General features: G+C 60.0%; 21 protein-coding genes. 16 read left to right on the forward strand and 5 right to left on the reverse strand.

From position 1 onward, the window contains the following. The 4 genes from EK369_RS03355 (at nucleotide 1) to eno (ending at nucleotide 4,785) form a co-directional block, all read left to right on the forward strand. The gene (locus tag EK369_RS03355; protein WP_127112252.1) at nucleotides 1-933 is read left to right on the forward strand and encodes a site-specific tyrosine recombinase XerD; all 933 of its coding nucleotides are present in this window, start codon (nucleotides 1-3) and stop codon (nucleotides 931-933) included. A 48-nt stretch (nucleotides 934-981) separates the two neighbouring features. Beyond that, a complete protein-coding gene (locus tag EK369_RS03360) occupies nucleotides 982-2,325 on the forward strand; it encodes an HlyC/CorC family transporter (protein WP_127112253.1) in 1,344 nt (447 codons plus the stop codon). A 140-nt stretch (nucleotides 2,326-2,465) separates the two neighbouring features. After that, on the forward strand, nucleotides 2,466-3,365 hold the full coding sequence (locus EK369_RS03365; protein WP_127112254.1) for a DMT family transporter: 900 nt from the start codon (nucleotides 2,466-2,468) through the stop codon (nucleotides 3,363-3,365). A 145-nt stretch (nucleotides 3,366-3,510) separates the two neighbouring features. Further along, nucleotides 3,511-4,785 carry a phosphopyruvate hydratase gene (gene eno, locus EK369_RS03370; protein WP_127112255.1) on the forward strand — a complete coding sequence of 425 codons (1,275 nt, stop codon included), beginning with the start codon at nucleotides 3,511-3,513 and terminating at the stop codon, nucleotides 4,783-4,785. A gap of 51 nt (nucleotides 4,786-4,836) precedes the next feature. Here the strand turns inward: eno and EK369_RS03375 are convergent, their stop codons facing one another. Continuing rightward, nucleotides 4,837-5,916 (reverse strand): NAD(P)/FAD-dependent oxidoreductase, encoded by a 1,080-nt coding sequence (locus tag EK369_RS03375; protein WP_164726838.1) that lies wholly within the window; start codon nucleotides 5,914-5,916, stop codon nucleotides 4,837-4,839. Nucleotides 5,917-6,009: 93 nt separating this feature from the next. Here EK369_RS03375 and EK369_RS03380 point away from each other — a divergent pair, with 93 nt between their 5' ends. Beyond that, the gene (locus EK369_RS03380; protein WP_127112257.1) at nucleotides 6,010-6,900 is read left to right on the forward strand and encodes an alpha/beta fold hydrolase; all 891 of its coding nucleotides are present in this window, start codon (nucleotides 6,010-6,012) and stop codon (nucleotides 6,898-6,900) included. Further along, nucleotides 6,897-7,319, forward strand: coding sequence for a cupin domain-containing protein (locus EK369_RS03385; protein ID WP_127112258.1), 423 nt, complete (start codon nucleotides 6,897-6,899; stop codon nucleotides 7,317-7,319). Before EK369_RS03380 ends, EK369_RS03385 begins: the two co-directional genes overlap by 4 nt. A 42-nt stretch (nucleotides 7,320-7,361) precedes the next feature. Here EK369_RS03385 and EK369_RS03390 read toward each other — a convergent pair whose 3' ends face one another. After that, nucleotides 7,362-8,468, reverse strand: a complete 1,107-nt coding sequence (locus EK369_RS03390; protein WP_127112259.1) for an anhydro-N-acetylmuramic acid kinase — start codon at nucleotides 8,466-8,468, stop codon at nucleotides 7,362-7,364. A 242-nt stretch (nucleotides 8,469-8,710) separates the two neighbouring features. On the opposite strand from EK369_RS03390, the gene EK369_RS03395 reads away from it, so the two are divergent. From EK369_RS03395 to EK369_RS03425, 7 genes are all read left to right on the forward strand, one after another. Continuing rightward, nucleotides 8,711-10,630 (forward strand): DUF3604 domain-containing protein, encoded by a 1,920-nt coding sequence (locus tag EK369_RS03395; protein ID WP_127112260.1) that lies wholly within the window; start codon nucleotides 8,711-8,713, stop codon nucleotides 10,628-10,630. An 85-nt stretch (nucleotides 10,631-10,715) separates the two neighbouring features. Further along, entirely contained in the window at nucleotides 10,716-11,561 is an 846-nt protein-coding gene (locus EK369_RS03400) for a peptidyl-prolyl cis-trans isomerase (RefSeq protein ID WP_164726840.1), read from the forward strand. Continuing rightward, complete coding sequence (locus EK369_RS03405) at nucleotides 11,558-12,568, forward strand: HupE/UreJ family protein (protein ID WP_164726843.1); 1,011 nt, start codon at nucleotides 11,558-11,560, stop codon at nucleotides 12,566-12,568. Before EK369_RS03400 ends, EK369_RS03405 begins: the two co-directional genes overlap by 4 nt. A gap of 93 nt (nucleotides 12,569-12,661) precedes the next feature. After that, complete coding sequence (tyrS, locus tag EK369_RS03410; RefSeq protein ID WP_127112262.1) at nucleotides 12,662-13,909, forward strand: tyrosine--tRNA ligase; 1,248 nt, start codon at nucleotides 12,662-12,664, stop codon at nucleotides 13,907-13,909. Between the two features lie 225 nt (nucleotides 13,910-14,134). Then, on the forward strand, nucleotides 14,135-14,890 hold the full coding sequence (locus tag EK369_RS03415) for an SDR family oxidoreductase (protein WP_127112263.1): 756 nt from the start codon (nucleotides 14,135-14,137) through the stop codon (nucleotides 14,888-14,890). 152 nt (nucleotides 14,891-15,042) lie between these two features. Continuing rightward, on the forward strand, nucleotides 15,043-15,651 hold the full coding sequence (locus EK369_RS03420) for an NAD(P)H-dependent oxidoreductase (protein WP_127112264.1): 609 nt from the start codon (nucleotides 15,043-15,045) through the stop codon (nucleotides 15,649-15,651). A gap of 50 nt (nucleotides 15,652-15,701) precedes the next feature. Next, the gene (locus EK369_RS03425; protein ID WP_127112265.1) at nucleotides 15,702-16,292 is read left to right on the forward strand and encodes a hypothetical protein; all 591 of its coding nucleotides are present in this window, start codon (nucleotides 15,702-15,704) and stop codon (nucleotides 16,290-16,292) included. A gap of 31 nt (nucleotides 16,293-16,323) precedes the next feature. On the opposite strand, the gene EK369_RS03430 is transcribed toward EK369_RS03425, so the two are convergent. The 3 genes from EK369_RS03430 to EK369_RS03440 all read right to left on the reverse strand — a co-directional run bounded on the left by EK369_RS03430 (nucleotide 16,324) and on the right by EK369_RS03440 (nucleotide 19,507). Beyond that, nucleotides 16,324-18,129: an ABC-F family ATP-binding cassette domain-containing protein gene (locus tag EK369_RS03430; RefSeq protein WP_127112266.1), complete on the reverse strand. Its 1,806-nt coding sequence runs from the start codon at nucleotides 18,127-18,129 to the stop codon at nucleotides 16,324-16,326. Between the two features lie 82 nt (nucleotides 18,130-18,211). After that, nucleotides 18,212-18,949, reverse strand: coding sequence for a GNAT family N-acetyltransferase (locus EK369_RS03435; protein ID WP_127112267.1), 738 nt, complete (start codon nucleotides 18,947-18,949; stop codon nucleotides 18,212-18,214). 99 nt (nucleotides 18,950-19,048) lie between these two features. Next, nucleotides 19,049-19,507: an outer membrane protein assembly factor BamE gene (locus EK369_RS03440; protein ID WP_127112268.1), complete on the reverse strand. Its 459-nt coding sequence runs from the start codon at nucleotides 19,505-19,507 to the stop codon at nucleotides 19,049-19,051. Nucleotides 19,508-19,594: 87 nt separating this feature from the next. On the opposite strand from EK369_RS03440, the gene EK369_RS03445 reads away from it, so the two are divergent. From EK369_RS03445 to plsX, 3 genes are all read left to right on the forward strand, one after another. Further along, on the forward strand, nucleotides 19,595-20,161 hold the full coding sequence (locus EK369_RS03445; RefSeq protein WP_127112269.1) for a YceD family protein: 567 nt from the start codon (nucleotides 19,595-19,597) through the stop codon (nucleotides 20,159-20,161). Nucleotides 20,162-20,312: 151 nt separating this feature from the next. Next, complete coding sequence (rpmF, locus tag EK369_RS03450; RefSeq protein WP_127112270.1) at nucleotides 20,313-20,519, forward strand: 50S ribosomal protein L32; 207 nt, start codon at nucleotides 20,313-20,315, stop codon at nucleotides 20,517-20,519. Between the two features lie 20 nt (nucleotides 20,520-20,539). Next, nucleotides 20,540-21,637, forward strand: a complete 1,098-nt coding sequence (gene plsX / locus EK369_RS03455; RefSeq protein WP_127112271.1) for a phosphate acyltransferase PlsX — start codon at nucleotides 20,540-20,542, stop codon at nucleotides 21,635-21,637. Nucleotides 21,638-21,647 lie beyond the last annotated feature (10 nt).

The raw sequence follows: 21,647 nt of genomic DNA on the forward strand, positions 1-21,647 counted from the left end.
ATGGATGACCTGCGCTGGATATCCACCTTTATCGACGCGCAAGCCGCAGAGCTTGGTGCGTCGCCCAATACGCAAGAGGCCTATGCCCGCGACCTAAGGGATTTTGTCGAGTGGTGCAGCGGTGACGGCCTCAGATTAAAAGATGCGAGCCGCGAAGATGTCGAGGCGTATCTGATACATTGCGAAGCGCAGGGTTTGGCTCAATCCACCCGCGCACGGCGGCTTTCGTCAGTCAAACAACTCTTCCGTTTTGCTTTTGAAGAAGGATGGCGTGACACCAATCCGGCTCTTCTGATCAAGGGCCCCGGCCGCTCCAAGAAACTGCCCAAAACTCTGGACGTCACCGAGGTCGATCGCCTGCTTGAAGCTGCGCGCACGTCGGGTCGCAATCAGGCCGACCGCCTGCGCAATACCTGCCTGATGGAACTGCTCTATGCGACTGGCATGCGCGTGACTGAGTTGGTTTCGCTACCCGTATCGGCCACGCGTGGCGACCCGCGCATGTTGCTGATTTTGGGCAAGGGCAACAAGGAGCGTATGGTTCCGCTGTCCCCTCCAGCCCGCGAGGCACTCGGTGCGTGGTTGATCGTGCGGGATGAAACAGAGGAAAAACGCTCCGAACAGGGTGAAAAACCGTCCCGCTATCTTTTCCCGTCGCGTGGCAAGTCCGGCTACCTCACCCGACACCGCTTTTACATGCTGATCAAAGAGCTTGCCGTTGCGGGTGGCGTCTCTCCGGCTAAGGTCACCCCGCATACTCTGCGCCATGCCTTTGCCACACACCTTCTGGCCAATGGTGCCGACCTGCGGGCCATTCAGACACTACTTGGGCATGCCGATGTTGGCACGACCGAGATATATACTCATGTGCTCGACGAACGCCTAAGCGAGCTGGTTCATACGCACCACCCATTGGCGAAATCGTCAAAATAAGCTGGCAAAAGCTTGAACCAGCGCTCTGGCGGCCCCATAACCCCCATTATGGACACCACTTCTTCTGACGCTGCATCTTTGACCGGTCAATTGGCCGCGCATCCGCTTGACAGCACATTCTGGATCACCGCTGGCGCAATCCTTGGGCTTTTGGTCTTATCCGGGTTTTTCTCAGGCTCCGAAACAGCGCTGACTGCCGCTTCACGTGGCAAGCTGCGCAGTCAGGCGGACAAGGGCAATCGAGGTGCGCAACGTGCGCTCAGCATCACGGAAGACAATGAACGTCTGATCGGCTCGGTGCTCTTGGGCAACAACCTCGTCAACATCTTGGCTGCGTCCCTTGCCACCGCGATCTTTACCCGCGCCTTTGGCGAGAGCGGCGTGGCATTGGCAACGCTGGTCATGACCCTCTTGGTCCTGATCTTTGCCGAGGTGCTGCCCAAAACCTATGCCATCACCCGCCCAGAAGACGCGGCATCAGCCGTTGCGCGCCCTATTGGTGTTGTCGTAACGATCTTTGCCCCGATCGTCGCCGCAGTGCGATGGCTCGTGCGCCTTGTTCTGCGCGTCTTTGGCGTCCAGACCGACCCCGATAGTCATATCCTCGCTGTGCGCGAAGAGATTGCCGGCGCGCTCCAACTTGGCCATTCCGAAGGCGTTGTGGAAAAAGAAGACCGCGATCGCATCCTGGGTGCGCTCGACCTCTCGGATCGCACTGTAGAAGAGATCATGCTGCACCGCTCTGGCATCGAAGTGATCGATGCCGACGCCGAGCCTGCGGAGATCCTGAACCAGTGCCTTGAGAGCAATCACACCCGCCTGCCGGTCTTTAAAGATGATCCGGAGAACATCATCGGCGTGATCCACGCCAAGGATCTGTTCCGCTCCATGTATCGCCGTGTGGCCGAGGCCGACACGACCTTGGAAAGCCTTAGCGACTTCAACCTGCAGGAAGTCATCAAAGAACCTTATTTCGTGCCCGAAACAACGTCTCTTGACGACCAGATGCGCGAATTCCTGCGCCGTCACTCACACTTTGCGCTGGTTGTGGATGAATACGGCTCGCTGCAGGGCCTGATCACGCTCGAGGATATTCTGGAAGAAATCGTCGGCGAGATTACTGATGAATTTGACACCGACGAAGAACCCGAAATTGCCAAATCCGAAGACGGTCAGTTCCTGATCGAAGGTTCAATGACCATCCGCGATCTCAATCGCGCGACCGACTGGCATTTGCCCGATGACGAGGCCAACACCGTTGCGGGGCTGGTCATTCACGAGGCACAGATCATTCCGACCGTTGGGCAGGTGTTTTCATTCCATGGCTTCCGTTTTGAAGTTGTCGGAAAAGAGGCCAACCGCATTACCAGCCTCAAGATTCGTCCACTCTGACTGGCATGGCACGCTCTGAGCAATCAAAGCGGTTGATATGTCAGGTCACAAAATACCATGACCGCCGTCGCAATCAGACTTGCGCCGGGGTGCGATATGCCATCTCTGGATTGTTAACAGGCTAAAGGGTCAACGCCTTCATGAACAACGTCCGTGGCATTTTTCTCATCACACTGGCAATGGCAGGCTTTGCCGTCGAGGACATGTTCGTAAAACTTTTGTCGACGCCTCTGTCCACCGGGCAAATCCTCATTGGTCTTGGTGCAGGGTCTGCCCTGATCTTTGCCGCGATCTCGCTGATCAACGGCGAAAACCTCTTCGCCCGCGCAGCCTATACCCGCATCACACTGCTACGCGCCGCGGCCGAAGCCGCAGCCGCAGCGGTTTTCGTTTTGGCGCTGACGCGAGCTGACCTCTCCACGGTCGCCGCCATCTTTCAGGCCCTTCCTCTTGCCATCACTATGGGTGGTGCGCTGTTTCTAGGTGACGAAGTCGGTTGGCGGCGCTGGAGTGCGATCACCGTCGGCTTTCTCGGTGTCCTGTTGATCATCCGCCCCGGGTTGACCGGGTTCGAACCTGCATCGCTTCTGGTGCTCGCAGCCGTCGTACTTGTTGCCGCCCGAGACCTCCTGACCCGTCAAATCGACAGTTCGGTGTCCTCCTCGGTGATCACCAGCCAGGGGTTTGGGTCACTGGTGGTTGCCGGGCTCGTCATCCTGGCTTTTGGCAACACGCCGCTTGTCGCCATGCAGGGGCTCGAGGTCGCCTGGCTTCTTGGCGCAATCCTTTTCGGTGGGGCGGCCTATTGGTGCCTTGTCACCGCAATGCGCATTGGCGAGACCCCGGTGGTGGCCCCCTACAGATACACGCGACTCTTGTTTTCGATGATCCTCGGCATCCTGGTGTTCCACGAGCGTCCGGACATGCCGACCATTGCAGGTGCCTCGCTGATTATCCTCTCCGGCCTCTACACGTTCCTGCGAGAACGTAAGCTTGCCAAACCCATTGCCCCTGCGCATCCGGATTTTCCGGCGGATTGAACCGACGCCCTGCGGAAAACTGTCACTGTTAGCCCTAACCGGGCACAATAGGCAATGTTAGCGCTATCGTGACTGGTTTACTTTCACGCTTTGCCTGCTATAGCTCAGCGCGAAAACAGGAACCTATTTTCGAGGACCCCCTCTTATGAGCACCATCATTGACATCCACGCCCGCGAAATTCTTGACAGCCGAGGAAACCCCACGGTCGAGGTTGACGTGATCCTCGAAGACGGAACTCTGGGCCGTGCCGCTGTGCCTTCAGGTGCCTCGACCGGCGCCCATGAAGCTGTGGAAAAGCGTGACGGTGACAAGAACCGGTATCTGGGCAAGGGCGTTCTGGAAGCCTGCGCCGCCGTCAACGGTGAGATCGCCGAAGCGCTGGTGGGTTTCGATGTGACCGAACAGGTCGCCATTGACGCCGCCATGATCGAACTCGACGGCACCCCGAACAAAAGCCGCCTTGGCGCCAATGCCATCCTTGGCGTCTCGCTTGCCGTTGCCAAGGCCGCCGCGGATTTCACCGCACAGCCCCTGTTCCGCTATGTCGGTGGCACCTCGGCCCGCGTCCTGCCGGTTCCGATGATGAACATCATCAACGGCGGCGAACACGCCGACAACCCGATCGACATTCAGGAATTCATGATCATGCCGGTGTCGGCCGCGAACATCCGCGAAGCCATCCGCATGGGCGCCGAGGTTTTCCACACCCTGAAAAAAGAGCTCTCCGCCGCAGGCCTGTCGACAGGTATCGGCGACGAAGGCGGCTTTGCCCCAAACATCGGCTCGACCCGCGCAGCCCTCGATTTCATCAAGACATCCGTGGAGAAAGCCGGTTACAAACTGGGTGAAGACATCTATCTCGCCCTCGATTGCGCCTCGTCGGAATACTACAAAGACGGCAAATACGAGCTGAAAGGCGAAGGTAAGTCGTTGACCTCCGCCGAGAACGCCCAGTACCTCGCCGATCTCTGTGCCGACTACCCGATCATCTCGATCGAAGACGGCATGGACGAAGACGACTGGGAAGGCTGGAAAACCCTGACCGACATGATTGGCGACAAGGTGCAGCTGGTTGGCGACGACCTCTTCGTGACCAACCCCGTGCGTCTGGCTGACGGCATCGCCCAGGGCGTGGCCAACTCGATGCTGGTCAAAGTGAACCAGATCGGCTCGCTCACCGAAACGCTGAAGGCCGTCGATATGGCCCACCGCGCACGTTACACCAACGTGATGTCACATCGCTCGGGCGAAACCGAGGACGCCACCATCGCAGACCTCGCCGTTGCCACCAACTGCGGGCAGATCAAAACCGGCTCGCTGGCACGCTCGGACCGGCTCGCCAAGTACAACCAGCTGATCCGCATTGAAGAGCTGCTCGGTGAAACCGCCGAATACGCAGGCCGCTCGATCCTGAAATAAGCCGTAAAGCGAAGATCATGGACAAAGCCCCGCTAAATCAGCGGGGCTTTTTCATTGAAACCGTGCGGGATGATACGGTCCCAACAAATCGGAACGCGGCCCTTCCAGCATCTCCCGCACCGCCAGCTCTGCAACCACTGCCGCCAGCGTCACCCCGCTGTGCAGGACAGACAGGTACAGCCCTTCTGGCCCCGCGGCTCCCACCACCGGCAAGCCATCACCGGGTACGGGCCGCCAGGCCAGAGCCACCTCTTCCATGTTCAATGACAGTCTCGGGAAATACCTGCGAATGCGGCCCAACGCGGCCTCGGCGATCTCCAGAGGCGGTTCCGTTATGGCATTTGCCGAATCCCCCTGATGCCCTGCCGAAGTCGGCATCATGATCCGCCCATCTGCCAATTGCCGAATTTCACCGCCTTCCGTCACCAGAACCGTGTCAAGGACGGGTGCCACTGGCCGCGTCACTGTCAACAACCCAGGCCTCGACAACATTGGCAGAGCCACCCCCATGGCCTCGGCCAAGGCCGCAGCCCCGCACCCTGCCGCCAACACAACCCGGTCCGCTGCAATTTCACCCTGGGCTGTCCTCACGCCTGTGATCCGTCCGCGCGACTCGCAGATCGCATCGGCAGCAACCCCCGTTACAAAACGCGCGCCCATGGACGCCGCGTCCTGTGCCAGTTCCCGAGTAACAGCGCTGACATCCGCCACGCCCTCCTCGGGAAAGTGCAACGCGTGCTCGGGCAAGCAACCAAGTCCCGGCAACCGTCTTTGCAACTGTGCGCGTGTCACGGTTTCAACGCCATATCCCAGTTGGCCCAATGCGTCGCCAGTTCTTGCCATGGCGGCCCCCTGCTCTTCCCAGCAAAAGGCCCCACCCCAATGGATTGGCAATGCCCCACGGTCGGCCTCTAGCTGATGCCATGCCGCAATCCCTGCGTGTCGCAGCCGAAAGTGCGCCTTGTCAGCGTGAAAGCTGGCGTTGATCCAACCAAAGGACGCGCCGCTTGCACCCGCACCGACACGCGCGCTATCCAGCACGACAACATTTTCACCAGCTACAGCCAAGGCCCGCGCCAGGCTGCAGCCGATGATGCCTGCACCAATCACAATGGTTTTTTGACCTGTCATAGCCCTGATCCCTTCACCCACGCGCAACATGTTCTGCACCTCTCACGCGACGTCAATATTTCGCACGCATGAGCCACAAACTATGTTCACCCCATGTCACCCGATATTCACGAAACTCAGATCGGCCCGAACAAGGCCACGTCGCTGCAATACGCGGGCACGGGCCCCAAGGTTCATTTCTACCATGCCAATGGCTTTGGCGCCTCTTGCTATCAGCCTTACCTCGCAACCATTGCGCAGCATTATTCTGTCTCAGCCTTGAACATGCGCCCGCTTTGGCCTGAGATATCCGCCCCAAATCCACGGCGCGGGTGGGAGCAATATGGCGACGACCTGATTGCATGGCTCGAAGCCACCCAAGACGCCCCAATTCTCGCCATAGCCCATTCCATGGGGGCTGCCACAACCGCAATGGCCGCCAACAAACGCCCTGATCTGTTTCGCGGCCTCGTACTTGTTGAACCTGCGGGCGTCACCCATCGGCTTTACCGATTGATGCGACTCTTGCCTTATACTTTGCGCCGCCGCCTTGATCCCGCGCACAGCGTCTTTCACCGGCGCAATCATTGGCACGATCTGGAAGAACTCTATCGCGAACTGCGCGCCATCCGTGCCTACAAACGGTTTTCGGATGCTTCGCTGCGTGATCTTGTCACCGCCATGACCACGGCGGACTCGTCGGGGTTTCGCCTGGCCTTTCCACCGCTTTGGGAGGCACACAACTATGTGATGCCCCCCAGAATTCTACCGGTTCTAAAACGCCTCTCCGTGCCGACCCACGTCATCGCGGCCAAACCGTCGGTCTTTGTCGACCCTGCCATCTTGAACTCTCTGCGCAATGAACGGCCTGATATCCGTTTTACCGATCTGCCTGCCCACGGCCACCTCCTCCCACTCGAGGCGCCCAACTCTGCGGCAACCGCAACATTGCACGCGCTGAGACGCTTGCAGAACAGCGTCGCATCAAGCAAAACGGCGGCATGACCGCTGCCGAGATCATTTCCCGCCTGAACCTTGCCCCGCACCCCGAAGGTGGGCACTACCGCCAGACCTGGATCGCCAATGCGCCCGATGGCACCCGCCCTGCGGGCACGGCGATCTACTTTCTGTTGGCCAAAGGTGAAAACAGCCATTGGCACAAGGTCGATGCCACCGAAATCTGGCACTACTATGCCGGGGCTCCGCTGATCCTGTCGCTGTCAGAGACCCAAAACGGTCCGAAACAGGACCTCATGCTCGGCCCTGATCTGGCAAAGGGTCAGGCACCGCAACACATCGTACCCGAGCACCACTGGCAAGCCGCCGCAACGACCGGAGACTGGACACTGGTCGGCTGCACCGTCTCACCGGCCTTTCAATTCGAGGGCTTCACACTCGCCGCCCCGGGTTTCCAGATTCCCTGACGCTCACGTTTTCTGGGAGAGTGGCGACGCGATCATTGCCCTTCAATCTGGCTTGGACACGATGCCACCGCCGACCAACGCGCCAACCCCGGTCGTAGACGGAGCCGATGTTGCCATCCCACGCGCCACGCGCACGGCGAGAAAGGCAAAGGCCTGCGCCTCGAGCATGTCGCCATCCAGGCCGACATCTTCTACAGGCACCACAGGACACTCCAGCGAAACCCGCAACATCTCCATCAGAACCGGATTGTGTCGTCCACCGCCGGTGACCATAACTTTTTCCGGCGGCGCGGGGAAATGCTGCATGCCCGAGGCGACCCCAGCCGCGCACATGGCGGTCAGCGTCGCTGCTGCATCCGCATCCGACAATTCGCGCACAAGTCCGATCATTTCGGCAAAGTCGTTCCGGTCCAAGGACTTGGGAGGCATTTTTGTGAAATACGGCTCTGCCAGAAACAACTCCAGCGCGCCTGTTTCGACCTCGCCACCCAGGGCCACGGCCCCATCACGATCACAGTCCAGCCCCAATCGTTCGCGCATCAAGTCATTGATGGGTGCGTTTGCAGGGCCGGTGTCAAAGGCCAAAAGCGCGCCCTCTTCTTCGGGCGTCGATTTGCCGGGGTCCACCCATGTCACATTGCCCACGCCACCAAGGTTCAGGAAACACACAGGCCCCTTCGCATTGATGTATTTGGCGCAGGCAAAGTGAAAGAATGGCGCCAGCGGTGCGCCTTCGCCTCCCAACTGCACGTCCGCCGAGCGGAAATCCCAGACCACCGGAAGGTCCAGTGCCGACGCCAGTACCTGTCCATCGCCAACCTGACAGGTGCCTTTTCCGCGCGGATCATGCGCCAGCGTCTGTCCGTGAAAGCCGACCAGATCCACATCTGTAAAGTCCCGCAACACCTCAATGTGTGCTGCTTCGACCACCGAAGCCGCCGCCTCGGCCCTTTCACCGGCCCAGGCCCCGAGTGCCGCCGACAACACAGCGCGTTCGTCTGCGTCATAGGCACGATAGCCCGTCTCACCAAACTGGAAAATCGACTCGCCGTCGGTCTCAATCACCGCGGCGTCTACCCCATCCAATGAAGTACCCGACATCGCCCCCAACGCGCGCCACACCGAATTGCCTGCTCTGGCCTTTAACATGGCCGTAATCCTTGTTGTTTTTCTTTGCGCGAGTTTTGGCCAAGCCGTGCGGGATGTCCACCACTTGTCGCGCCGCAGGCCAAGGCATCCAACCTTGAATCCCCCCAGAATTGCTTCCCAGTTTTGCAAAAAACAACATTCGCGTTATTGTGGAGTGGCAAGTGCGATTTTCGCTTGTGCGCCCGGATCCAGCCCGCGCCCATGTGTTTTTTTCAGTAACTAATACTCAAGGGGAGATATTCATGAAGAAACTGATGACAAGCGCACTCGCGCTCACGCTGGGCAGTTCTGTTGCCTTTGCCGATGCGGTGCCCACCAAGGAAGCCGCCGAAAGCGCATTTGGAAACGCGCCCTACTCTCCCTATGCAAATCGAGATGTGCCGCTGTTCCCGCTTTGGGGCGAGACGCACCTCCACACCGGCCTGTCATTGGACGCTGGCGCGTTTGGCAACATCCTCGGACCCGATGACGCATGGCGCTTTGCCAAGGGCGAACAGGTCATTTCCTCGACCGGCCAGCCTGTCAAGCTCAGCCGCCCTCTGGATTGGATGGTCCTGACCGATCATACCGACCTCATGGGCTTTGCCCCGGACCTGCAAGCCGGCAACCCGACGATCCTGGCAGATCCCAAGGGACGCGAATGGTACGAAGGGTATAAAAAGGGTGGCGCCGAAGCGGGCAAAACCGCCTTTGACCTCATCACCAACTTTTCGCAAATGACCCTCCCTGAGGCCATTTTGGAGGCTTACAGCCCCGGCGCCGATCCTTACGCCTTTACCTGGGAAAAGATCGTGATGGCCGCCGAAGAGCATAACGATCCCGGCGAGTTCTCTGCCTTTATCGGGTTTGAATGGACCTCGGTGCCCAAGGGCTTCAACCTGCACCGCAACGTGATGCTGCGCGACGGCGCCATGCGCGCACTCCAGGTGGTGCCGCCGGTCACTCAGCCGCCTTATGGCGATACAAATCCGCATATGCTCTATGACTGGCTCGAAGCCTATCAAGAAAAAACCGGTGGCCGCGCCGTGGCGTTTTCCCACAATGGCAACCTTTCGAACGGCTGGATGTTCCCGACAACCGACACCTATCACGGTGGCAAGGTCGATCAGGACTATGTCGAAAAGCGCGCCAAATGGGAGCCGCACTACGAGGTCACCCAGATCAAGGGCGATGGCGAAGCGCACCCATTCCTCAGCCCGGATGACCAGTTTGCCGACTACGAGAACTGGGACAAAGGCAACCTCGACCTGACCGAACTCAAGACCGACGACATGCTGAAAGGCGAGTATGCCCGCGAAGCTCTGAAACAGGGTCTCGCGCTCGAGGCCAAGTTTGGCACCAACCCCTACAAGTTCGGCATGGGCGGGGCGACCGACAGCCATACCGCGCTCACAACGGCGGATGAAGACAACTTCTTCTCAAAATCCGTGAGTGTTGAACCTTCGCCCACCCGTATTGACCACCCCTTCATCGCCAGCGACCTCGGTCGCATCGAAGGGCACGAGCTGGTGGCCTCGGGATACACCGCAGTCTGGGCCACGGAAAACACCCGTTCGGCCATTTTTGATGCATTCAAGCGTCGTGAAACCTATGCCACCACCGGCCCGCGCATTGGCCTGCGCTTTTTCGGGGGATGGAACTTTACCGACGATGACCTGCGCAGCCGCACCCCGGCAGTGACCGGCTATGAAAAAGGTGTCCCCATGGGCGGCGACCTGCCTCCGAACACCGGGGACGGCGCGCCGTCTTTCATGCTGTTCTCGCTACGCGACCCGATCGGGGCAAACCTCGACCGTATGCAGGTCGTCAAAGGCTGGATGGATGCCGATGGCCAGCTTCATGAAAAGGTCTATGACGTGGCATGGTCCGGTGATCGCGAGGCGGATGCAAACGGCATGGTGCCCGAGGTCGGCAACACGGTTGATCTGGACGCGGCAAGCTGGTCCAACACCATCGGTGCCTCGGAACTTATGACCGTCTGGACCGACCCGGATTTTGATGCAAATGAGCGGGCCTTTTACTATGTCCGCGTGCTGGAAATTCCGACCCCGCGCTGGGTTGTGTATGACAAGGTACGCTATGGAATCGAGTTGCCGGAAGAAGCGCAACTGATCCATCAGGAACGCGCCTATTCTTCGCCAATTTGGTACACACCCGGTTGATTCCACACTGAAAATCCTATGACAGGGACCGCTTATTTTTTGGCGGTCCCTGCTTTGTCTGAACCCTTACTTCCGAGACATGAGAATGCCATTCCTACGAGAGCCCCTGCTTCACTTTCTGCTTCTGGGGGCGGCCCTTTTTGCGTGGTTCGCATTTGTCAGCACGCCCGAACCGGAACCCGAAGAGACCAACCGTATTCTGATAGATGAACAGGACGTAGAGCGTCTGGCGCTGCGGTTCGAGGCCGCCCGCCAGCGTCCCCCCAGCGGGACGGAACTCGCCCTGTTGGTGGAAACATTGATCCGCCAGGAAGTGCTGGTGCGCGAGGCTGAATACCTTGGGCTGGACATCGGGGATGAGATCATTCGCAACCGGCTGGTGCAAAAGATGACCTTCCTTCTGGAATCCGGCGCCCGGTCGCTGGTACCAGAGGATGAGGTGTTGCGGGCCTTCATGCAGGACAACCCGCTCCGCTTTCAACAGCCCGGCTGGTTGGCGTTTGAACAGGTGTTCCTCGGACAGGATATGGCCTCTGACGCCGCGATCTCTGAGGTCAAGGCGGCGCTGGAGAGCGGTGCAGACCCGCAGCAAGCGGGCCAGCCCAGCCAACTGCCCGGCTATGTCCCCCCGTCGCGCGCCGCGCAGGTTGATGGGCTGCTCGGGCGCGGCGTCTTTGCGACCCTCGACACGCTGCCGTCCAACGTCTGGAGCGGCCCTGTGCAGTCTGCATTTGGCTATCATCTCGTGCGCATCACCGACCGTGCTCCGGCGCGCCTGCCCGACTTTGACGACGTCCGCGATGCAGTTCTGCGCGAATGGTCCCGAGACACGGCGCAAGACCTGTCCGAGATCCGCTTTGACGAGCTCAAGGCAAGTTACGAGATCATCGTGCCGGAACGGTTCGGGCCCCCTGCCGAGGCTTCACAATGATCGCCCGGGTTTTTGCCACAGCGGTTGCCTTGTGGGTGCTGACCATGACCATGGCTTCGGCGCATGCGCTGGAACCGGGGTATCTCAGCCTCAAGCAAATGGCGCCCTCGACCTGGCAGGTGTTCTTTCGCAAGCCCGATGTGCAGGGTAAACCCATGCAGATCGAGGCCGTCCTGCCGTCGGTGTGTGATGCGCCCGTGTCCCTGGAGCCACGGCATGACGGGTCTGCCTGGGTGACCTCATGGGTGTCGGAATGCTCGGAAGAGGTTGCTGGGAAAACTATAGAAATTCAAGGACTTGCAACACAGCGCACAGACGTTCTGGCGCGCATTGAATACAGGGATGGGCGCACGAACACCCTTCGCCTGACACCGGAGAACACCTATGTCACCGTGACCGCCACGCCAACCGCCCTGGGCGTCTTGTCCAGCTATCTGGCGCTGGGGTTCGAGCATATTCTGGAGGGGTGGGACCACCTTTTGTTTGTCTTTGCGCTTCTCCTGCTGATCCGCGACACGTGGCGGCTGATCGGGGCCATTACGGCCTTTACCGTCGCGCATTCGATCACCCTGGGGCTGGCCGCACTTGGCTATGTGTCGTTGCCCGGCCCGCCGGTGGAAGCGATCATCGCGCTTTCCATCGTGTTTCTTGCAATCGAAGTGTTAAAGCACGACCCCCGCAATCCGCGTCTGTCAGAGCGCGCGCCCTGGGTTGTGTCCTTTGCCTTTGGCCTCTTGCATGGGCTTGGTTTTGCCGGGGCGTTGACCGAGATTGGCCTGCCTGCCAACGACATTCCGCTGGCGCTGCTGGGGTTTAACCTTGGCGTCGAATTGGGTCAGGTTTCTTTCGTTTTGGTGGTTGTCACCTGCCTGTTTGTGCTGAGGCGGCTGATTGCGGTTTTTCCGATGTCTGTCAGTGGCTTAACTGCGATCACCCCAACCCTGACGGCCTATGCGGTCGGGGGTGTTGCAACCTTTTGGCTGGTTGAACGGATTTCAGGGTTTTAGGGCCCTTGGTCTTTACAAGCCGGGAGCAGTTTGCCAAGTACGGGGCTTAACCATCGCAAGGCCCCAAAGGGCCATAAACACAAGGCCAATAGCATGACCTACCACCCCAAGTCCGACTTTATGTCGGTGATGATCGAACGCGGATTCCTGGCGGACTGCACCGATTACCAGGGCCTCGACGAGGCGCTGACCAAGGGTGTGGTACCGGGCTATATCGGCTTTGATGCAACGGCGAAATCGTTGCATGTGGGCAGCCTGATCCAGATCATGATGCTGCGCTGGTTGCAAAAGACCGGGCACAAGCCGATCACGCTGATGGGCGGGGGCACGACCAAGGTTGGGGACCCGTCGTTCCGGGCGGATGAGCGCCCCCTGCTGACACCCGATATGATTGATGAAAACATCAATGGAATCAAACAGGTATTCGCCAAATACGTCTCGTACGATGACGGCCCAACAGGCGCGTTGATGCTGAACAATGCCGAGTGGCTGGACGATCTGAACTATCTCGATTTCCTGCGCGACATTGGGCGGCACTTCTCGGTCAACCGGATGCTGTCGTTCGAATCCGTCAAGTCACGGCTGGACCGCGAGCAGTCGCTGTCGTTCCTCGAATTCAACTACATGATCCTGCAAGCTTATGATTTCCTTGAACTAAATCGCCGCTATGGCTGTCTGGTTCAGTTCGGTGGCTCGGATCAGTGGGGCAATATCGTCAACGGAATCGACCTGACGCGCCGGGTGATCGACAACCAGATCTTTGGCCTGACCTCGCCGCTCTTGACGACTTCGGACGGCAAGAAGATGGGCAAGTCGGCGGATGGGGCGGTGTGGCTGAATGCCGACATGCGCAGCCCATATGAGTTCTGGCAGTTCTGGCGCAACACGACGGACGCAGATGTTGGAAGATTCCTCAAGCTTTACAGTGAGTTGCCGGTGGACGAATGTAACAGACTCGGCGCGCTGGAAGGGCAAGAGATCAATGACGCCAAGATCATCCTGGCCAATGAAGTGACCACGCTGTGCCATGGCGCAGAGGCTGCTGCAACTGCCGCTGCCACCGCCCGTGAGGTCTTTGAAAAGGGCGGCGTGGGCGATGATTTGCCAACAATTTCAGTGACATCTGATGATCTGCCCGTGTCGATCGTCCAACTTATCGTCAAGTCCGGTCTTGCCAAGTCAGGCAAGGAAGCCAAGCGTCTGATCTCGGAGAACGGCGCCAAGCTGGACGACGCGCCCCTGACCGATGCCGGGCTGATGATTGACGCCGGGGCGCTGTCTTCGCCGATCAAGCTGAGCGCTGGCAAGAAGCGTCACGCGCTGGTGCAGCTCGGCGACTGACCCCGCCACACCAAACCGTTAACAGACAGTGAAACCCGTGCAAAAGCGCGGGTTTCTCCATGTTGTACAACATTTTTTGGGGCCTTTCTCCATGTTGTACAAGTTGTACAACTTTTACCCGCTGTTAACTTCCGAAGGATTTCGACGCCTCGTGCCACTGGACAGAGGCCCCTCTCCTCGGTTATCTGAACGCATGTTCATTTCATGTCGTCTGAGGAGAGCCCCATGACTATCGCCGACACCTGTGCCGTCATCACCGGAGGGGCTTCGGGCCTCGGAGAAGCCACCGCCCGCCAGTTTGCCGCCAGCGGCGCCAAGGTCGCGCTGTTCGACCTGAACGAAGAGGCCGGGGAAAAGGTCGCTGCCGAATTGGGCGGCACCTTTCACAAGGTCGACGTGACGGACGAGGACTCGGTCGCTGCCGGGATCGCCGCAGCCAAGGCCGCCATGGGCAAGATCACGGCGGCAGTGAACTGCGCCGGTATCGCGCCTGCTGCCACCACCATCGGCAAAAAGGGCCCCCACCCTCTGCACATCTTTCAGCAGACCATCGACATCAATCTGGTGGGCTCGTTCAACGTCGCCCGTCTGGCCGCCGAGGTGATCGCCGAGAACCCGGCAGCGGACGATGGCGCACGCGGTGTCATCATCAACACCGCCTCGATTGCGGCGATGGACGGCCAGCGCGGCCAGGCGGCCTATGCGGCCTCAAAAGGGGGCATCGTCGGATTGTCCCTGCCCATGGCCCGCGATCTGGCACGGTCCGGCATACGCGTCATGGCAATTGCGCCGGGCATCTTCCTGACGCCGATGCTGATGGGGCTGCCGCAAGAGGTGCAGGACCAACTGGCCCAGGACGTCACCTGCCCCAAGCGGCTGGGTCGTCCCGAGGAATACGCCAAGCTGGCGCAGTTCATCGTCGAGTCGGGGTATCTGAACGGCGAAGTGATCCGCATCGACGGCGCGTTGCGGATGCAGTGAAGGCCCTGCGCCTGAAAGCAAACAAGGCCCGCGGTGTGCACTGCGGGCTTTTCTTTGTTTACCCCTGAGCTCCACGGCCAAATTTGCGCTTGACCTCAACCTTACTTGAACCTTTAGAAAGTGCCCCCAACCAACACTCGTAAGGGTTTTCCATGCACGTTCTGACAGTTCTCGACCATCCGGACCCCAACTCATTTAGCGCGGCAGTTGCGCATGCCTTCATGGCAGGGGCAACCAGGGCTGGCCATACGGTCGAGCTGGCTGATCTCAATGCCGAGGGATTTGATCCCCGCTGGTCGCTGGCCGATATCGAGGCCGATGGGTCACCAGAGCAAATCCCGCCAGATGTTGCCCTTGAGCAGGCGAGGATCGCGCGGGCCGACGCGATCTGCATGGTGTTTCCTCTGTTCTGGTGGGGCATGCCGGCGGTGACAAAAGGCTGGGTGGACCGGGTCTGGAGCTGGGGTTGGGCCTATGACCAGTTGGATGACCCGAATCTGTCGTGTCAGAGGCCCCGCTCTGGCGTGCTGCTGGTGCCCGCCGGGGCGCGGTCGGACGAAATGGCGGAGAAAGGGTATGCCAGCGCTTTGGAAACGGCCTGGATTGACGGAACATTTGGCTATTTCGGGTTTTCGCCCCGTCGGTTGGAACTGCTCTATGGCTCAACGGGATCACCAGAGCGGCGGCAGGGGCTTTTGCAAAGGAGCCATGAGATCGGTCTTGGTCTTGTGGACCCGGGCATTGGAACTGGAAAGCGCTGAGAGGCGGCAGGAGGCTTGCCAAACCGGTCATTCCCTCACAAACTTGCAATATGCCCCTGCAGAACCGCGTTCAGCCTACCGGAGAGATCCTCGCCCACCCGGCGCGGGGGGCGTTTCTGGGCAATCGCGGGGTGCTGCATGACGATCAGCGGCAGTTGGGCAAGGCGCGCTGGAAGCACAAGGCCTGGGTGTGCTGCGTGACCCGGTTCAAGGGACGTCGGCGTGTGCCGATGACGCCGAACCGCTATACCGAATTGTTCTTTCATGACGAGGCGGTGGCGCTGGCGGCGGGGCATCGGCCGTGCTGTGAATGCCGGCGGAGCGATTTCTTTGCCTTTCTCGATGCGGCGGGGCATGAGGGCAAGGTCGGGGCGTTTGATGCAGAGCTCCATGCGGCCAGAGCGGTGCCAAGGGTGTTCCGGCAAAGACGTCACGAGGCCATGGCGCAGGACCTGCCGGATGGGGCGTTCGTGATGACGGAGCAAGGGGCGGCGTTGATTTCGGGAGACGCTGTTTTTCCCTTTTCTCCAACAGGTTACAGCGCGGCATTCAAGCGACCCTTCGGCGCGGTAACCGTTCTGACACCGGCCCCAACCCTGACTGCCCTGCGCAACGGATACCTACCGCGGATCGTGAGGTAGGTCGGACAAATTTGTCCGACCTACGGATGCGTCATCCCCCGGCCTTTTCCTCGAGTTCCAGCCATTCCTCTTCGGCATCTGACAGCGCGGTCTGACGTTCCACCAGCGCCTCTGTGGCTTTCTGGAACTTGACCGGCTCTTTTGTGAACAGATCAGGGTCCATGAGGAATGCTTCCAGTTTGGCGATCTCGGCCTCGAGTCGTTCCATGATGGCGGGCAGTTTCTCAAGACGGTGCTTTTCGGTAAAGCTGAGGCCTTCTTTCTGGGTTTTTTCCTGCTTGAGCTTTTCGACCTTAGGCTTTGATTTTTCGACCTTTTGTGGTGCGTCGCCACCCCGCTGCGCGCGATAGTCGCTCCAGCCGCCGGCATAGACCGTGGCCCGTCCATCGCCCTCCATGGCAACGGTGGTGGTGGCCACACGATCCAGAAAATCACGGTCGTGACTGACCAAAAGGACGGTGCCGTCATAGTCATCAAGAAGCTCTTGCAACAGATCGAGCGTTTCCACATCCAGATCGTTGGTCGGCTCGTCCAGCACCAAGAGGTTGCTTTCCCGCGCCATCAGCTTGGCCAGCAACAGCCGTGCCTTTTCCCCGCCCGAGAGCGAGCGCACCGGGGCGCGGGCCTGGGCATCGTCGAACAGAAACTCCTTGAGATAACCGACAACATGCTTGGGGGTGCCGCGCACCATGACCTGATCGGCCTTGCCCGAAACGCGCATATCCGGATCGCTGGTCAGGCTGTCCCAAAGGGTCATGTCCGGATCCAGCTGCGCGCGGGTCTGGTCAAAGATCGCCGGATAGAGATTGGTGCCCAGCGTCACGGTGCCCTCATCCGGCGCCAGCTGGTCCATCAGCATCTTGATCACCGTGGTCTTGCCCACGCCGTTGGGGCCGACAAAGGCCACGCGGTCGCCGCGCTGGATGGTGATCGAAAACTTGTGCACAATGGGCTGGCCATCAAAAGACTTGGACACATCCTTGGCATCAATGACTTTCTTGCCGGATTTCGGCCCCGACGCAAAAGCCATCGCCGCCGCACCCTGCCGCCGGATCATCGCCGAGCGTTCCGACCGCAGATCGCGCAGGGCTCTCACGCGACCCATGTTGCGCTTGCGCCGGGCGCTGATGCCTTCCACGGCCCAGCGGGCCTCGGATTTGATCTTGCGGTCCATCTTGTGGCGCTGGAGGTCTTCTTCTTCCCAGATCTTGTCGCGCCACTCTTCAAAAGCGTCGAATCCCTTTTCCTGCCGCCGCACAGACCCCCGGTCGATCCAGAGCGTCGCGCGGGTCAGGGCGCGCAGAAAGGCGCGGTCGTGAGAGATCAGCACATAGGCCGCGCGGGTGCTGGCAAGCTCGCCTTCCAACCAGCCAATGGCCTCGATATCCAGATGGTTGGTCGGCTCGTCCAAAAGCATCAGCTCGGGCGCTTCGGCCATCAGCCGCGCCAGCGCCGCCCGGCGGCGTTCCCCACCCGAGGCGGTCTCAACGGGGCGCGCGGGATCAAACTTTAGCCCCTCGCCTGCGCGCTCGACCTTGTACAACTCGCCCGGCTCCAGCGCGGCACTGGCGAAATCCCCCAGCGTGGCAAAGCCCGACATGTCCGGGTCCTGCTCCATATAGCCCACGGACACGCCCGCAGGCACCACGATGTCGCCCCTGTCGGCCTCGACCAGTCCGGCCATGACCTTCATCAGGGTCGACTTGCCCGAGCCATTGCGCCCCACAAGAGCAACACGGTCACCGGGCTGAACCACGAGGTCCAGACCATCGAATACCGGGTCTCCGCCGAACGTCAGCGAGATCCCGCTCATCTGTAACAAAGGAATACGAGCCATGTGGTGGGGCTACCTGCCCCGACCAGCTGCGTCAACCACTCTTCTTTTGGCCAAAAATATCCCCGCCGGAGGCATAAAATCTTTATACCGCAATTGCCCGGAGCAGGCGTTTGCGGGCCGGGGGGATTGCGCGGATTTCAAGGCCGGTAAAAACATGCAGCGTGTTCATCTGGCTGTCGACCACCGCATGGTCGCTGACCCAGCCGCCCATCAACAGATAGGTTCTGAGCAGGGGCGGCATGCGCATCTGGGCGCGTTTGGGGTCGGGTTTGCGGCGCAGGCGCGCGGCAAAACGAAAGACGTTTGGCGCCTTGACCTGGGGCAGCCAGCGTTTCGGGGCCAGATGCTTGTCACGCAGCATGGCAAAGGCGTCAAAGTATTCGGCGGCATCCGTGCCCGAAAACGACGAACAACCAAACAGCATTTCCACATTGTTTTCATCGACGTATGTGGTCATCGCCCCCCAGGCGACGCGCAGGATATCAGCGTCCTGCACATCGGGGTGAATGCAAAAGCGCCCCATCTCGACCATGCGCCCGTCAAACCCTTTGAGCGCGCTCAGCTCGTAGAACTGCGCCGCGTAGCTGCGGCCAATCTCGGCGCCGTCGGCCAGCGGTAGAATGCGGAAACAACAGACCAACCGGCCCGTATTCCGGTCTTCGACAAGAAAATGGGTGCAAAGTGCGTCAAAGGCATCTGCATCCAGCCCACCCTGATCATCGCCGAGAAACGCCTGCCGACGCAGGGCCTGCGCGGCCTGCAGGTCTGCCGGGGTCTCGGCGATGCGCGCCTGATAGCGCCCTTTGGCCAATGGGGTCATGGCTGTCTCGTCCCTTTGCCTCATCCCTATATAGAGCGGGCTGCGTGACAATTGAATGACCGTCGGATGGCGGCCCCGATCAGGCCGCCCGGATCCGGGTCAGCCCCCGGTGTTATCAAAGCCGCCGTAGTTGCCGATATTGCCGATGATCTGCTTGAGGAAGCCAGGATTGTCGATGTCATTATCGGTCACGCGACGGGTCAGTGGCACAAGGTTGCCATCCTCGAGCGTGAATTCTTCGATATTGCGGACAAGCCCGCGGGAATCAAAGGTGATCGCGACAAGGCGGCGATCGACCACCTGAGGCGCCCGGGCGCCATAGTGGCGCACCTGCGTCCGCACGTAGTAATAGCCGCCCTCGTCCAGCACGCCGGCGGCAGAGGGGGTGCCCACGGCCTCGGCCACGCTGTCGCGGGTGTCGACGCCAACCTTGATCTTTTCCAGGTCCTCAGGCAGCGGCACATAGCCGTGATTGCGATATTGCGCGGTGCAGGCCACAAGGCCCACAAGACATGAAGCGATGATCACGCGCCGCACATGTTTCAATCCACCGGTCATAACTGCCCTCTTGCCTTGGCTTCTGACGCCTTTTATCCCGATTACAGAATGATAGCCGCCGGTTCAAGTAAGGGATACGCAGTGCTCATGAATGATACGTCTGACACCAAGACCCGATTCCGCGTCTCGGACCTGCGGCAAAACCGCAAAACCAGCTTTGATTTGCGCCCTGACGCGGCGTCTTGCGCGGCCATCGCCAAGGACCTGCGGCTTGTTGATTTGCGAAAACTGCGTTTGCACGGAGAGATTCGCGCCCTGGGCACATCGGACTGGGAGGTAGTGGCCACCCTGGGGGCCACGGTTGTGCAGCCCTGCGTGGTGACGCTGGAGCCGGTGACCACACGCATAGATGTGCCCGTCGAGCGCCGCTACCTTGCTGAGTTCATGCCCGCGGAAGACACGGACGAAGAAGACGAAATCGAGATGCCCGAGGATGAAAATGCCGAGGCCCTGGGCGCCGAGATCGATATTGAACAGGTGATGGTCGAGGCGTTGGCGCTGAACCTGCCGCTCTATCCCCGCAAAGAGGGCGCGGAAATCGCCGAGGCGGTATTCACGGAGCCGGGAAAAACCGCTATGAAAGATGAAGATACGCGCCCTTTTGCCGGTTTGGCGGGGCTGCGCAACAAGCTCTCGGGAGAGAGCGAAAAATAAGACTTGCGCATTGCGGGATTCGCAGTATTTTCGCGCGCTCATTGGAATTTAGAGTTGGACTTGGGCGCGCAGACCGCGTAAGGCCTCGGGACGCTCAGGAAAACGGGTTTGATGCAACGGCATCCCGCCCCAGAAATCGAAGGTTGCGACAATGGCTGTCCAGCAGAACAAAGTATCGAAATCGCGCCGCAACAACCGTCGTGCACATGACGCATTGGTTGCCGCAAACCCCAACGAATGCCCCAACTGTGGTGAGCTGAAACGCCCCCACCACGTCTGCGCCTCTTGTGGCCATTATGACGACCGCGAAGTCGTTGCGATGGTTGACGAAGTCGACCTGGACGAAGACGCAGCATAAGCGACGGGGACCCGGCCCGCATGACCGCTGAGACCACATCACGGAAAGCGGGTGCCGGGCGCACCATTATCTCTGTTGACGCCATGGGTGGCGATCGCGGGCCGGCAGCTGTTGTTGCCGGCATTTCGCATTCGGCCAAGAAGAATCCGGATATCGGGTTCATTCTGCATGGACCCGCGCAGCGGCTGGAAAAGCTTGTCGCCAAGAAAAAGCACCTGCAAGGCCGTGTCGAGATTCGCGATGCCTCGGGTGTTGTGTCGATGGAGGACAAGCCGCGCGATGTGATGCGTTCCGGCAAGGACACTTCGATGTGGGCCGCCATTGAGTGCGTGCGCGATGGTGACGCGGATGCGGTGGTGTCCTGTGGTAATACCGGCGCGCTGATGATGCTGTCGGTGGTACGGCTGCGTAAGATTCCCGGTGTTGCCCGCCCGGCCATTGCCGTGCTCTGGCCGTCGCGCAACCCGCAGGGCTTCAATATCATGCTGGACGCTGGCGCAGACATCCGCGCCGACGAAAACGATCTTTTGCAGTATGCGCTGATGGGGGCCTCTTATGCCCGCAACGGCATGGAGTTGCAGCACCCGCGCATCGGTTTGCTGAATGTCGGCACCGAAGAGCACAAGGGCCGCGACGAGTTGAAGCTGGCGCATGAGTTGATTGCCGAAAACGCCGAGGCCGCACATTTCGAGTTTGTCGGTTTTGTCGAAGGGCGCGATCTGCCCGGAAACAACGTCGACGTGATCGTGACCGATGGGTTTACGGGCAACGTCGCGCTGAAAACCGGCGAAGGCACCGCCAGCCTGGTTGGAGAGCTGCTGCGCGAGGCGTTCAAGTATACCCCCCTGTCACGGCTGGCCGCGCTTTTGGCCTATCCGTCGTTGCGCCGTCTGAACAAGCGGATTGACCCGCGCCGGGTCAATGGCGGCGTGTTCCTGGGGCTGAATGGCACGGTGGTGAAATCCCACGGCGCCTCGGACGCGACAGGCGTGTCGGCGGCGATCAAACTGGCCTTTAAACTGGGGCAGACCGGCTTTGCCGAAAAACTGGCAGCGCGGGTTGCATCCGCCGTAAGCCTGCCCCAAGATGCCGCCACGTCAGCGGACGAAAGCCAATAACGGAACCCAA

It is taken from the genome of Shimia sediminis, assembly GCF_003990645.1.
Taxonomy (GTDB): domain Bacteria; phylum Pseudomonadota; class Alphaproteobacteria; order Rhodobacterales; family Rhodobacteraceae; genus Shimia; species Shimia sediminis.